Here is a 13249-nt window from a genome sequence, read left to right as displayed (position 1 = left end):
GTCAACCTCTTTCTCAGAAGTTTTTCTCCGGCGGCGCAGTCTCCTGTGCCTCTCAACCCGCTTCCCGTTGCCGGTGTGCCGTGTTGATGGATGCGCATTATAGGGAGTTGTCTGAGAGGCGCAACCCATAAATTGCATAAAAAAGAGCGTTCGCTGCATTCCACAGCAAAAGCGGCTGTTATACGCAGTTACACACAATGTTATCCACATTAGTCGGGCCAGATAAATTTAGGCGAGCATCACGCAAACGTTTTCGCTACAATGCCGGGCGAAGTTCCGGACACCCCTTTTCGGGGCGTTACCTGAGGTTTTTGATTTTTTCTTCCTATATAAAGAAGAGAAAACCGCTGTAAAGCCTGATGTAACGCTCTTATATACGCGAAACAAAGCCAAGGGATAAACCACCATGCAACAAACTCGTCCTGTACGCCGCGCATTGCTCAGTGTCTCTGACAAAGCCGGTATCCTCGAATTTGCTCAGGCGCTCTCAAGTCGCGGTGTCGAACTGCTCTCCACAGGCGGAACAGCTCGCCTGCTGGCGGATGCGGGTCTGGCTGTCACAGAAGTCTCTGACTACACCGGTTTCCCGGAAATGATGGATGGACGCGTCAAAACCCTGCATCCGAAAGTGCATGGCGGCATTTTAGGTCGTCGCGGCCAGGATGATGCCATTATGGCGCAGCACGACATCAGCCCAATCGACATGGTGGTCGTTAACCTCTATCCCTTTGCACAGACCGTCGCCCGTGAAGGATGTTCACTGGAAGATGCAGTGGAAAATATCGACATCGGTGGCCCGACCATGGTGCGCTCTGCTGCCAAGAACCATAAAGATGTGGCAATCGTGGTCAGCAGCGGCGACTACGATGCGATCATTGCCGAAATGGATGCCCATGAAAATGGCCTGACGCTTGAGACCCGTTTCGATCTGGCAATCAAAGCGTTCGAACACACCGCCGCGTATGACAGCATGATCGCTAACTACTTTGGCAGCCTGGTGCCCGCCTATCACGGTGATCGTAATCAGCCCGCCGGCCGTTTCCCGCGTACCCTGAATCTGAACTTCATTAAGAAGCAGGATATGCGCTACGGTGAAAACAGCCATCAGGATGCTGCCTTCTATATAGAAGAGAACATCACTGAAGCTTCAGTGGCGACGGCCCGGCAGGTTCAGGGCAAAGCGCTCTCCTATAACAACATTGCTGACACGGATGCTGCACTGGAGTGCGTCAAAGAGTTCAGTGAACCCGCCTGCGTCATCGTCAAACATGCGAACCCTTGTGGCGTAGCGACCGGTGACTCGCTGCTGGCAGCCTATGAGCGTGCTTACCAGACCGATCCGACCTCCGCATTTGGCGGCATCATCGCCTTTAACCGCGAGCTGGATGAAGCAACTGCGCAGGCCATTATCAGCCGCCAGTTTGTTGAGGTGATTATCGCGCCAGCGGTTTCTGAGGCCGCGCTGAAAATTACCGCCGCGAAGCAGAATGTCCGTGTCCTGATCTGCGGCCAATGGCAAAACCGTACTGCTGCACTGGATTTCAAACGCGTCAACGGGGGTCTGCTGGTACAGGATCGCGATCTCGGCATGGTTGATGCCAGCCAGCTGCGCGTCGTCAGTAAACGTCAGCCAACCGAACAGGAGCTGCGTGATGCGCTGTTCTGCTGGAAAGTAGCGAAGTTCGTTAAGTCTAACGCCATTGTTTATGCACGCGACAACATGACCATCGGTATCGGTGCCGGACAGATGAGTCGTGTCTATTCCGCTAAGATTGCCGGCATTAAAGCAGCCGATGAAGGGCTGGAAGTAAAAGGATCAGCCATGGCGTCGGATGCCTTCTTCCCGTTCCGTGATGGTATTGATGCGGCAGCCGCGTCAGGCGTGAGCTGCGTCATCCAGCCTGGCGGCTCCATCCGCGATGAAGAGGTGATTGCGGCGGCTGATGAGCACGGCATTGCCATGATCTTCACCGACATGCGTCACTTCCGCCATTAATCGTTCTGGAGAGAAACAGATGAAAATTTTAGTAATCGGCAATGGCGGACGTGAACATGCTCTGGCCTGGAAAGCTGTCCAGTCGCCGCTGGCGGAAACCGTGTTTGTGGCACCGGGTAACGCGGGCACCGCATTAGAGCCTGCGCTGCAGAATGTCGCGATTAGTGCAACTGATGTCCCTGCCCTGCTTGAGTTTGCCCGGCGTGAAAAGATCGATCTGACGATTGTCGGCCCCGAAGCGCCGCTGGTGATTGGCATCGTGGATGCCTTCCGTGAGGCCGGGCTGGCTATCTTTGGTCCGACTCAGGCCGCTGCGCAGCTGGAAGGCTCTAAAGCTTTCACCAAGGATTTCCTGGCGCGTCATCAGATCCCGAGTGCGGAATACCAGAACTTCACCGAGGTTGAGCCCGCTCTCGCGTATCTGCGTGAGAAAGGCGCCCCTATCGTCATCAAAGCCGACGGCCTGGCCGCAGGTAAAGGCGTGATTGTGGCGATGACGCTGCAGGAAGCTGAGGATGCGGTTCAGGATATGCTGGCCGGAAACGCCTTTGGCGATGCCGGACACCGCATTGTGATTGAAGAGTTTCTGGATGGCGAAGAAGCCAGCTTCATCGTGATGGTGGACGGCGAGCATGTGCTGCCCATGGCCACCAGCCAGGATCACAAACGCGTGGGCGATGGCGATACCGGTCCGAACACCGGCGGAATGGGTGCCTACTCTCCGGCTCCGGTTGTCACCGATGAGATCCACCAGCGCGTTATGGATCAGGTTATCTGGCCGACCGTGCGCGGCATGGCGGCTGAAGGCAACGTCTATACCGGTTTTCTCTATGCCGGCCTGATGATCGATCACACCGGGCAGCCGAAAGTGATCGAATTCAACTGCCGCTTCGGCGATCCGGAGACTCAGCCGATCATGCTGCGCCTGCAGTCGGATCTGGTCGATCTTTGCCTGGCCGCCTGTGACGGTAAACTGGATCAGAAAACGTCACAATGGGATCCCCGCCCTGCGCTGGGTGTGGTGCTGGCGGCGGGCGGTTATCCGGGTGACTACGCTCAGGGCGATCAGATTCACGGTCTGCCACTGGAAGAAGTGGCTGACGGCAAGGTATTCCACGCCGGAACACGGCTGGAAGAGGACCTGGTGCTGACAAACGGTGGCCGCGTATTGTGCGTAACCGCGCTGGGCGACGATGTGGCCGCGGCACAAAAGCGGGCTTACGAGCTGACAAAGCCGATCTCATGGCAGGGCAGCTTCTGTCGCCGCGATATCGGCTACCGCGCCATTAATCGCAAATAAGTTCAGGGGGCACCAGGTGCCCCCTTTTCAATTCACATATCTTCTTCTGTCGGCTGCTGTGAGCAGTCATCTTGCTGACTGACCCGCAATAGCTGTATCCCTTCCGGCGCTTCAAGCCATGACACCATCAGCGGTGCCGATGCGCGGCGTTGCTGCTGTGTCAGCATCTGCAGAGCGTCGGCGTCAAAAGCGGGTCTGACCTGCTGGCCTTCGCAACTCTCCAGCACATTGTTTCCCAGCCAGTGTCCCTGTCTGAGGAACACCTGACCGCTTAATAGCGCATCGCTGAGGTTACGCATCCGCTCGGCATCAAACTTATAGAGCTCAACCGCATCCGGGCTGACCGCTTCACGCCGGCCTGAAAGCTGGCGCTGCATAAAGTTAAGACCGCCAGCCTGGTCAAAGCGCAGGGTCACATCATCAGGCTGGTTGCCCTTCACCTGACGCTGAATGCTGATCAACGACTCTTCCAGCCAGACATAATCCGTCACTTCACCCTCACCGCCACTGAACGGCGTATAGAAGGTGCGGATATGGACCGACTGGTGGTCGCTGTTTTTACGCCAGATACGAACAACACCACGATCGGCAAGATAGCCACTGGCAGAAAAGGGGGGAATATCCGGAGTAGAGCTGCAACCGAAAAGAAACAGGGAGAGAAACAGAACAGATAAACGCTGAAACAGCGGGGTCATGATGGCTGGCCTCTTAAACAAAAGGGGCGAAACGCCCCCTGTTTTAAAGCTTAACCGCAGTGCGACGTCTTACTTAACGGCGTCTTTCAGCGCTTTACCAGACACGAATGCCGGTACATTTGCTGCAGCGATTTTGATCTCTTTGCCAGTCTGCGGGTTACGACCGGTACGCTCAGCGCGGTGGTTCACTTTAAAAGTACCAAAACCAACCAGTTGTACAGCATCACCATCTTTCAGAGACTCAGTGATCGCAGCCAGAGTAGATTCCAGCGCTGCCTTTGCCTGGGTTTTAGACAGGTCAGCTTTTTCTGCGATCACATCAATCAGTTGAGTCTTGTTCATAAGTTATCCTTAAAGTGTATTTATCGCTTGCTAAGCAACGAGTGCGAGGGAAAAGCCATATTCTGGCACTCTTCTGCCTGCACGCACCGATAGCCACAATTTTCAGCCCCCCAAATGTAGACCAGACAGGGGGCCAATGTGAAGCCTCCAGGCGCGCTAATTCGGGCCTGAAGTCACGTTTTATCGCCTTACTGCTGGAAATTTATACCGATGTTGCTAATTCCCGCTTCACGCAGGTCAGATCGCAGACCTTTAATCAATTCAAGGTCGCGCTCTTCACACTCCGCCAGCAGGCGGAAAATCTCCCACTGAAGGTCCCACTCATCGATGATAGCCGGGTTTTCACGCAGCTCTTCGTCGGTCATTTCGCGTCCAGCCTGGGTCATTTCCAGCATGGCGATAGTAGTAATTGAGGTCTCGCTGACTTCAATTGCATGCTCAAGAGTTTCACTGCTCAGCTGCGCATGGACGACTTCGCTTAATGCCACACAGGCATCGATAGCCGGATAAACGCCGTAAACCTCAAACGCATCACCATCAGGAATGGCGGCTTCGAGCTTTTCCAGCTGGCTGTCGAAGTTAATCTTCGCATCTTTGACCGTCAGGTTTTCCCAGATCAGATCAAGAATGCGGCGATAGAGTGCCGGATCGGCAAATTCAGTCTGCTCGCAGAACGCACGATAGTTGGGATACATGCGCTCGCACAGGCAGGCCATAAAAGTAAGGTGCTGCCAGCTTTCCAGCTTCGCCAGACGCAGATGAACGGGATTTTGTAACATAAAGGTGGCTCTTATTCGTTTCGCTGGCCGCAGTGTAACTGCAAAACCGCAGCACAAACAGTGTTAAAGCGCGTTTTGCCAGCGCTGGAAAGCGGTTCGGTTCGAGGCAACCGCGTCGGCCCAGCGGGTCGGTTCCGGCAGCCGGTAACCACGCGTACAGTTTTCGACCCACTGCAGCGCGGTATCCAGGCTGACACGATGGCCGGTGGCGACAAACAGCGGATTACACCGCAGCTTGCTGCGCCATACCCAGCCTATCTGCTCACCTTTGTCGATCAGTGGCTGACGACTGCCAGGCTGCGCATCCAGATCGGCAAAACGGCCACACAGGCGACTTTTCGCGACACCAATGGTGGGCACATCGACCAGCAGGCCAAAATGTGACGCGACGCCAAGTCGTCGTGGATGCGAAATACCGTGTCCATCCACAAACAGCAGGTCCGGCTTTTGCTCCAGCATCTGCCAGGCGGCCATCAGCGCTGGATATTCACGGAATGAGAGAAAGCCCGGAATATAAGGCATGGTGGTCTCAACGCGTGCGATGCGGTGCTCCACCAGCTTTAAGGAGGGATACTCCAGTATCACCATCGCCGCCCGGGTGATAGTGCCTTCCTGCTCAAATCCAACGTCCGCCCCGCCGATAAAGCGGGGTGGCAGCACATCAAAGTCATCTTCTCGCACCACATCAGCGGCGCGTTGTAACTGCTCAGCGCGAAGTGCGGCAATATCCATGATTACTCCTGATGCCAGGGACGTGATAAACGGTGTACCGCCTCAACAAAGACGCCCGCATTTTCCGGTGGCACATCCAGATGAATACCATGACCCAGATTAAAGACATGCCCGGTGCCCGAGCCAAAGCGCTCCAGGATCCCAGCCACTTCCTGTTCTATGCGCTCAGGTGCCGCATAGAGCATAGAAGGATCCATGTTGCCCTGCAGGGCGACTTTGTCGCCCACGCGACGGCGTGCGTCATCAATATCGGTGGTCCAGTCGAGACCCAGCGCGTCACAACCGGTGGCGGCCATCGCTTCCAGCCACTGTCCGCCGCCTTTGGTGAAGAGCGTCACCGGCACGCGGCGACCGTCGTTTTCACGCAGCAGGCCATCGACAATTTTGTGCATGTAATGGAGTGAGAATTCGCGGTAATCACGACCGGTCAGCACGCCGCCCCAGGTATCAAATACCATAACGGACTGCGCACCGGCGCGGATCTGAGCATTGAGATAGAGGATGACGCTGTCGGCCAGCTTATCCAGCATCGCGTGGAGCGTAGCGGGATCGGCATACATCATCTTCTTAATTTTGGTAAACGCCTTGCTGCTCCCGCCTTCCACCATATAGGTGGCCAGCGTCCACGGACTGCCAGAGAAGCCAATCAGCGGCAGGTCGCCGTTCAGGTTCTTACGGATGGTACGGACAGCATTCATCACATAGCCCAGCTCCATTTCGGGATCGGGCACCGGTAAACGCTCAACGTCAGCGCGACAGGTCACAGGGTTTGAGAAACGCGGGCCTTCGCCGGTTTCAAAGTAGAGACCCAGTCCCATCGCATCCGGAATGGTCAGGATGTCACTGAAGAGGATGGCGGCATCCAGCGGATAACGGCGCAGCGGCTGCAGGGTAACTTCACAGGCCAGCTCGGCGTTTTTACACAGCGACATAAAGTCACCCGCCTGGGCGCGTGTCGCTTTGTACTCCGGCAAATAGCGCCCGGCTTGTCGCATCATCCAGACCGGCGTGACATCAACCGGCTGACGTAACAGGGCACGCAAATAACGATCGTTCTTCAGTTCACTCATCTCAACACTCTCTCAATAACAGGCGTGTAGTGTAGCACTTTCACACTTCGGCGCGGCACAGGGCAACGGTATCTTCAATCAGGCGGCGCGCCACGGTGCCTGGCGGTGGCAGCAACGGCAGCTCATCAAAACGGAACCAGGCCGCATCAAGCAGCTCTTTACCGTCGTGCTGCAGATCGCCGCTGTCATACTCCGCCATAAAGGCTGTCATCAGCGATTGCGGGAAGGGCCACGGCTGGGAGGTAACGTAACGGACGTTTTTGACGCAGATATTGCTCTCTTCCATCACTTCGCGGGCAACGGCCTGCTCCAGCGTCTCGCCCACCTCCACAAAACCCGCCAGCACCGTGTAGACCTTGTTGCGATGGCGGGCATGATTCGCCAGCAGGATTTCATCACCGCGACGGATAGCCACAATGATGCAGGGTGCGATCTGCGGATAGTAACGCTCGCGACAATGGCTGCAGAGACAGGCAAATTCATGTTTGCTTTGGTGCATTTCATGGCCGCAATAGCCGCACCAGCGATGAGAACGGTAGAATTCCGCCAGTTGCACACCGCGACCCACCAGCTGAAACAGCGCCACATCCTGATCGATCAGCTGTCGTACTGAGAACATATCGGCAGAACGCGGCTCACAAATCAGCCAGACTTTTTCGCCCTGCCACTCACCGATGGTCCGGGCTTTACTGCCGGTCAAACCAAATTTTTCGGCGTTTCCGTGGGGTAAATCACCTTGTGGTAACCAAAGTTTCTGTTCATGGCTGACAATCCACCATCCAGCGTCTACGCTTGAGATTTCGCATTGCATTTATTTCGTCATCCTTAGCGTCAACTCGCACGCTGAAGTCCTGATGTTAAGTGTGTAGATAAACAACTATAACTCACATGGAGTTAGATATGCTTAACCAGTTAGACGTCCTGGCTGAACGCGTAGGTGGCAGTAATGAACTGGTCGATTCGTGGCTTGAAGCCCGTCGTCAGCTACTGGTGACCTATTATCACCTGGTCGGACTTAAACCAAACAAAGAGGCGCTGACGCGTCTTGATGAGCAGGCTCTGGACAACTTCTGTCACGGTCTGGTCGATTATCTTTCTGCGGGTCACTTCAGTATCTATGAACGCGTGATCAGTGAAATGAGTGGCGACAGCCCGATGATTGCCGCCGCACAGATCTATCCACCGCTGGAAGCCAATACTGAGCGTCTGATGCAGCTGTATGACGGCCACCTGCAGCAGGCGATCGACGACGAAAACTGCATGACCTTCCAGCAGGCACTTTCCGAAGTGGGTGAAGTGCTGGAAGCACGCTTTACGCTGGAAGATAAGCTGATCCAGCTGGCATGGGATAACCAGCTTGTCCCCCCGCCGGTTGCCAATGACAGCCATATCGCGCGTCCGGCTTAATCATCATCTCCGGCAAAGGGGTTGAGATTATCCCGTAGCCCTTTTATGCTGAACAGGTTCTGAGGAGAGTGCTCCAAAGAACCTTTTTTATTTTTGCTTTGAAATATAAGGTTTTTACGCCTGGCTCTGTTATCAGACACCCGCGTAAAAACAGCTTCTTGTCGGAGTGCCCAAGTTGGGCTGAGACCGTTAATTCGGGATCCGCGGAACCTGATCAGGTTAGAACCTGCGAAGGGAACAAGAGTAAATATTCTCTGTATACCAGCATGCTTACGCTGTCTATACGGTTACTCCTTCCGAACTCCGGACAAGCATCGTTCCCCCTTAACAGGAAGATTGCTATGTCTGACCAAAAAACAACCCGTCGTGAACAGCGTGCCCAGGCGCAGGAATTTATCGATTCCCTGCAAAGCGGCAGTGCATTTCCCCAGTCCCGCCGCATCTGGATTACCGGCAGCCGCGAGGATATCCGCGTTCCCATGCGTGAAATCGTGCTAAGCCCGACCCACATCGGCGGCAGCAAAGAACAGCCTCTCTATGAGCAGAACGAAGCAGTACCGGTCTATGACACGGCGGGTGCCTATGGTGATCCCGCGGCACAGATCGATGTTCATCGTGGCCTGGAAAAGCTGCGCGCCCGCTGGATTGCTGAACGCGACGACAGCGAACTTCTCGAACAGAACAGCTCGGGTTATACCCAGCAGCGGCTGGCTGACGAGGGGCTGGATCATCTGCGTTTCGATCAACTCCCTACACCGCGCCGTGCGCGCGCAGGCTGCTGCGTCACGCAATTGCACTATGCCCGCCAGGGGATCATCACCCCGGAGATGGAATTTATCGCACTGCGGGAAAACATGGGCCGTGAGCGAATCCGCAGTGAGGTATTGCTGCAACAGCATCCCGGCCACAGTTTTGGCGCGCATCTGCCAGCCAGTATCACGCCCGAGTTTGTGCGTCAGGAGGTCGCTGCCGGACGCGCCATCATCCCTGCCAATATCAATCACCCTGAATCGGAGCCGATGATCATTGGCCGCAACTTTCTGGTTAAGGTCAATGCCAACATCGGTAACTCGGCGGTGACCTCTTCTATTGAGGAAGAGGTGGAAAAACTGGTCTGGTCGACTCGCTGGGGTGCCGATACGGTGATGGATCTCTCTACCGGTCGTTATATTCATGAAACGCGCGAATGGATTTTGCGAAACAGCCCGGTGCCAATCGGTACAGTGCCGATTTATCAGGCGCTGGAAAAAGTGAATGGCGTGGCCGAGGCGCTGAACTGGGAAATATTCCGCGATACGCTGCTTGAGCAGGCGGAACAGGGTGTCGATTACTTTACTATCCACGCTGGCGTGCTGCTGCGTTATGTCCCGATGACGGCGAAACGTCTGACCGGAATTGTATCGCGGGGTGGATCTATCATGGCGAAATGGTGCCTGTCGCATCATCAGGAGAGCTTCCTGTATCAGCACTTCCGGGAGATTTGTGAAATCTGCGCCGCCTATGATGTCTCCCTGTCGCTGGGCGATGGCCTTCGTCCGGGTTCCATTCAGGATGCCAACGATGAGGCGCAGTTTGCCGAACTGCGTACCCTGGGCGAGCTGACCCGTATTGCCTGGGAATATGACGTTCAGGTAATGATTGAAGGCCCGGGGCACGTCCCGATGCATATGATCCGCCGCAACATGACCGAACAGCTCGACCTGTGCGATGAAGCCCCCTTCTACACCCTTGGCCCGCTGACCACCGACATCGCGCCCGGCTATGACCATTTCACCTCCGGTATCGGTGCTGCCATGATTGGCTGGTTTGGTTGCGCCATGTTGTGTTACGTCACGCCCAAAGAGCATCTGGGTCTGCCGAACAAAGAGGATGTGAAGCAGGGGTTGATCACCTACAAAATCGCGGCGCATGCCGCCGATCTGGCGAAAGGCCATCCGGGTGCGCAGATCCGTGATAACGCCATGTCCAAAGCGCGCTTTGAGTTCCGCTGGGAAGATCAGTTTAATCTGGCGCTGGATCCCCATACGGCACGGGCAATGCATGATGAAACCCTGCCGCAGGAGTCGGGCAAGGTGGCCCATTTCTGCTCGATGTGTGGCCCTAAGTTCTGCTCGATGAAAATTTCACAGGAGGTGCGCGAGTTCGCAGCACGTCAGGATACGCGCGCCGAGCCCGTTGAAGTGGGCATGGCGCAGATGTCAGACCGTTTTCGTCGGCGCGGCGGTGAGCTTTATCATCCCGCCGATGCCATTAAGGAGGAGTAACGATGCCCGCATTTCCCGCTACCGCCCCGCGCCTGGGGCTTTATCCGGTGGTTGATAGCCCCGACTGGATTGAGCGCCTGCTGAAGATGGGCGTTCGTACACTGCAGCTGCGCATCAAAGATCAGCCCGATGAGGTCGCCGAGCCCGCCATCGCTCAGGCGATTGCAATGGGTAAACGCTATGACGCGCGCCTGTTTATCAATGACTACTGGCAGCTGGCGATAAAGCATCAGGCTTATGGCGTGCATCTGGGTCAGGAGGATCTCGATGTCGCCGATCTTGCCCGGATTCATCAGGCAGGATTGCGTCTGGGGCTCTCCACCCATGACGATGCTGAACTGGACCGCGCACTGGCAATCCATCCCTCTTACATCGCGCTTGGACATATTTTCCCGACGCAGACCAAAGAGATGCCTTCAGCGCCGCAGGGCATTGAGCAGCTGAAGCGGCATCTGACGCGCCTGACGCATATCCCCACCGTGGCAATTGGCGGTATCTCAATTGCTCGCGCACCTGACGTGCTGGCAACCGGCGTAGGGAGTATTGCGGTGGTGAGTGCGATTACCCAGGCAGATGACTGGCGTGAAGCAACACGTACTTTGCTGGCGCTGGCAGAGCCTCACCAATAAGGATTTGTGGAAGCTGTCCCGCATAGCGGCTGCAAAACCAGTAACGCCAGCGTTTCTGCCGGGAAAGCGACGCGCAAAAGCGTATGTTGCCGCTGGCGTGCTCTGATCCAAAACCTTAACGTGGCCTCCGTCAGGTTAAGGTTATCTGACCAGGGCCGGTTCCCTCCTCTTGCCGGCCCTGCTTCTTCTTTTCGCTATGCGAGAGTTGAAGCTGAAATCTGCGTCTCATGCTGGCACGAGAGCATGGCGCGTTCGACGGCTGCACCCACCAGCGCCAGCGCCTTTTCAGTCTGCTCGTTGATCGGCAGCCCGTAGTTTAAGCGCAGACAGTTACGGTATTTACCCGAGGCCGAAAAGAGTGAGCCTACGGCTATCTGAATTTTTGACTCGCGCAATTCGCGGTTGAGCCGGACCGCATCAAACGCTTCGGGGAGCTCTATCCACATCAGAAAACCGCCCTGAGGACGGGAAACGCAGATGCCGCAGGGAAAGTAGTGGCGCACCCAGCAGCTAAAGGTTTCATAGTTACGATGATAGATTTGCCGCATCCGGCGCAGATGGGGCTGATAATGGCCCTGGCGGATAAACTCGGAGACCGCATGCTGAGGCTGTGTGGCGGTGGAACCTGTGACGATATATTTCATGTGCAGTACACGGTCGCGATAGCGGCCGGGTGCAACCCAGCCGACACGCAAACCTGGCGCCAGCGTTTTGGAAAAGGAGCTGCACAGCAGAACCCGGCCATCGAGATCCAGCGCTTTAATGGTCGCTGGGCGCGGATATTCCCAGGCTAACTCACCATAAACATCATCTTCAATGACCGCCGCGTCAAACCGCTGCGCCAGGGCAAGCAATGCCCGCTTACGCGGCTCAGGCATGATAAATCCCAGCGGATTATTACAGTTCGGTACAACAACGACTGCTTTAATCGGCCATTGATCAAACGCCAGTTCCAGCGCTTCCAGGCTGATGCCGGTTACCGCATCAGTCGGGATCTCAATGGCACGAATGCCAAAGCCGCGCAGGGTTTGCATGATCCCGTGAAACGAAGGCGACTCAACAGCAATGATATCGCCCGGCTCGCAGACCGCACGCACGGCTACCGATAAGGCTTCATGGCAGCCGGTGGTAATAACAATGTCATCGGCGGTGAGCTGGCAACCGCTATCTATCGCCAGTCGTGCAACCTGTTGCCGCAGTGCGAGAACACCATAGAGGTTGTCATAATTGAGCAGCGCGATGTCCTGCTTCTGAGCCTGTCGGCTGAAGGCTTTCCACAGCGGCTTAAGCGTCGGTTGGGTCAGATCGGGCATACCGCTTCCCAGCTGCAACACATCATCTTCCAGACGGCTGTTAATCAGCTCCAGCACCGCATCCCACTGCGTTACCTCAACCGGCCGCTGTGCGGGACGGGTCAGCGCAGGCATCGGGGGCGTCGCCTTACGCGAGGCCACAAAATAGCCAGAGCGCGACTGCGGCGTAATCATCTGCTTCTCTTCCAGCAGATGATAAGCCTGCTGCACGGTGCTGATACTGACGCCATGTTCGGCACTCAGACTGCGTACCGAGGGCAGGCGCTCACCACTGCGATATAAACCTTGTTCGATACGCTGAGCCAGCAGCGTGGCCAGATGTTCATATCGCGTCATTGTATTTCCTCTGACTCAGTAGCTGAGCATTAACCGGTACAGTTATGCCTCTTTTTTACCATTCAGATCGCCATTACCGCAATCTGTATGTTAAAGAAAGGTGATTTTTGCGTCTGTATCATACAGAGCGATCCGCTGAGAATAGTCCTCAGACAATTCACTGAGGGCACTATCATGGGATACGACGAGAATCGCGCAGCTAAACCGTTTACAGGCACGCCTTACCAGTTGGTTCGTTACTTGTGGCGCAGTTATAAACGCTGGCAGCTACGGCGTGAGACGCGCGTCATCCTGTCGAAGCTGAGTGACAGTCAGCTGAAAGACATTGGCCTTGGCCGTAACGACTGGAATGTCTGAATCAGAGACAAAAAAAAACCCTGCCGAGG

The 13249-nt window shown here is 55.6% G+C and carries 13 protein-coding genes and 1 riboswitch; of the genes, 6 read left to right on the top strand and 7 right to left on the bottom strand.

Annotation, left to right across the window (positions count from 1 at the left end):
- The first annotated feature begins 406 nt into the window (after positions 1-406).
- Together purH and purD are read left to right on the top strand one after the other, a co-directional pair.
- Positions 407-1996, top strand: a complete 1590-nt coding sequence (gene purH, locus NR195_RS22560) for a bifunctional phosphoribosylaminoimidazolecarboxamide formyltransferase/IMP cyclohydrolase (RefSeq protein WP_033768368.1) — start codon at positions 407-409, stop codon at positions 1994-1996.
- A 19-nt stretch (positions 1997-2015) separates the two neighbouring features.
- Positions 2016-3296, top strand: coding sequence for a phosphoribosylamine--glycine ligase (purD, locus tag NR195_RS22555; RefSeq protein ID WP_132500284.1), 1281 nt, complete (start codon positions 2016-2018; stop codon positions 3294-3296).
- A 32-nt stretch (positions 3297-3328) separates the two neighbouring features.
- Here purD and NR195_RS22550 read toward each other — a convergent pair whose 3' ends face one another.
- The 6 genes from NR195_RS22550 to nudC form a co-directional block, all read right to left on the bottom strand.
- Positions 3329-3991 carry a DUF1481 domain-containing protein gene (locus NR195_RS22550; RefSeq protein WP_010261073.1) on the bottom strand — a complete coding sequence of 221 codons (663 nt, stop codon included), beginning with the start codon at positions 3989-3991 and terminating at the stop codon, positions 3329-3331.
- Positions 3992-4060: 69 nt separating this feature from the next.
- Positions 4061-4333, bottom strand: coding sequence for a nucleoid-associated protein HU-alpha (gene hupA / locus NR195_RS22545; RefSeq protein WP_003850136.1), 273 nt, complete (start codon positions 4331-4333; stop codon positions 4061-4063).
- A gap of 188 nt (positions 4334-4521) precedes the next feature.
- Entirely contained in the window at positions 4522-5112 is a 591-nt protein-coding gene (locus NR195_RS22540) for a YjaG family protein (protein ID WP_256844924.1), read from the bottom strand.
- Between the two features lie 63 nt (positions 5113-5175).
- Entirely contained in the window at positions 5176-5844 is a 669-nt protein-coding gene (gene nfi, locus NR195_RS22535; protein WP_010261068.1) for a deoxyribonuclease V, read from the bottom strand.
- Positions 5845-5846: 2 nt separating this feature from the next.
- Positions 5847-6914: a uroporphyrinogen decarboxylase gene (gene hemE, locus NR195_RS22530; protein WP_010672222.1), complete on the bottom strand. Its 1068-nt coding sequence runs from the start codon at positions 6912-6914 to the stop codon at positions 5847-5849.
- Between the two features lie 40 nt (positions 6915-6954).
- Positions 6955-7725, bottom strand: a complete 771-nt coding sequence (nudC, locus tag NR195_RS22525; protein WP_256844923.1) for an NAD(+) diphosphatase — start codon at positions 7723-7725, stop codon at positions 6955-6957.
- A gap of 89 nt (positions 7726-7814) precedes the next feature.
- Here nudC and NR195_RS22520 point away from each other — a divergent pair, with 89 nt between their 5' ends.
- The 3 genes from NR195_RS22520 to thiE all read left to right on the top strand — a co-directional run bounded on the left by NR195_RS22520 (position 7815) and on the right by thiE (position 11214).
- Positions 7815-8321 carry an Rsd/AlgQ family anti-sigma factor gene (locus NR195_RS22520; protein ID WP_010261059.1) on the top strand — a complete coding sequence of 169 codons (507 nt, stop codon included), beginning with the start codon at positions 7815-7817 and terminating at the stop codon, positions 8319-8321.
- 152 nt (positions 8322-8473) lie between these two features.
- Positions 8474-8575, top strand: a riboswitch (TPP riboswitch).
- An 87-nt stretch (positions 8576-8662) separates the two neighbouring features.
- The gene (gene thiC / locus NR195_RS22515) at positions 8663-10585 is read left to right on the top strand and encodes a phosphomethylpyrimidine synthase ThiC (RefSeq protein ID WP_010261057.1); all 1923 of its coding nucleotides are present in this window, start codon (positions 8663-8665) and stop codon (positions 10583-10585) included.
- A gap of 2 nt (positions 10586-10587) precedes the next feature.
- The gene (thiE, locus tag NR195_RS22510) at positions 10588-11214 is read left to right on the top strand and encodes a thiamine phosphate synthase (protein WP_187500851.1); all 627 of its coding nucleotides are present in this window, start codon (positions 10588-10590) and stop codon (positions 11212-11214) included.
- 194 nt (positions 11215-11408) lie between these two features.
- Here thiE and NR195_RS22505 read toward each other — a convergent pair whose 3' ends face one another.
- Positions 11409-12863 (bottom strand): PLP-dependent aminotransferase family protein, encoded by a 1455-nt coding sequence (locus NR195_RS22505; protein WP_010672226.1) that lies wholly within the window; start codon positions 12861-12863, stop codon positions 11409-11411.
- 174 nt (positions 12864-13037) lie between these two features.
- Between NR195_RS22505 and NR195_RS22500 the strand changes: the two genes are divergently transcribed.
- A complete protein-coding gene (locus NR195_RS22500) occupies positions 13038-13220 on the top strand; it encodes a DUF1127 domain-containing protein (RefSeq protein ID WP_010261051.1) in 183 nt (60 codons plus the stop codon).
- Positions 13221-13249 lie beyond the last annotated feature (29 nt).

Origin of the sequence: Pantoea sp. Ft-CA_14, assembly GCF_024520875.1 — a bacterium.
GTDB lineage: Bacteria > Pseudomonadota > Gammaproteobacteria > Enterobacterales > Enterobacteriaceae > Pantoea > Pantoea agglomerans.
The sequence above is the reverse complement of the archived record's forward strand: the minus strand, read 5'-3'. Positions and strand labels throughout refer to the sequence as shown.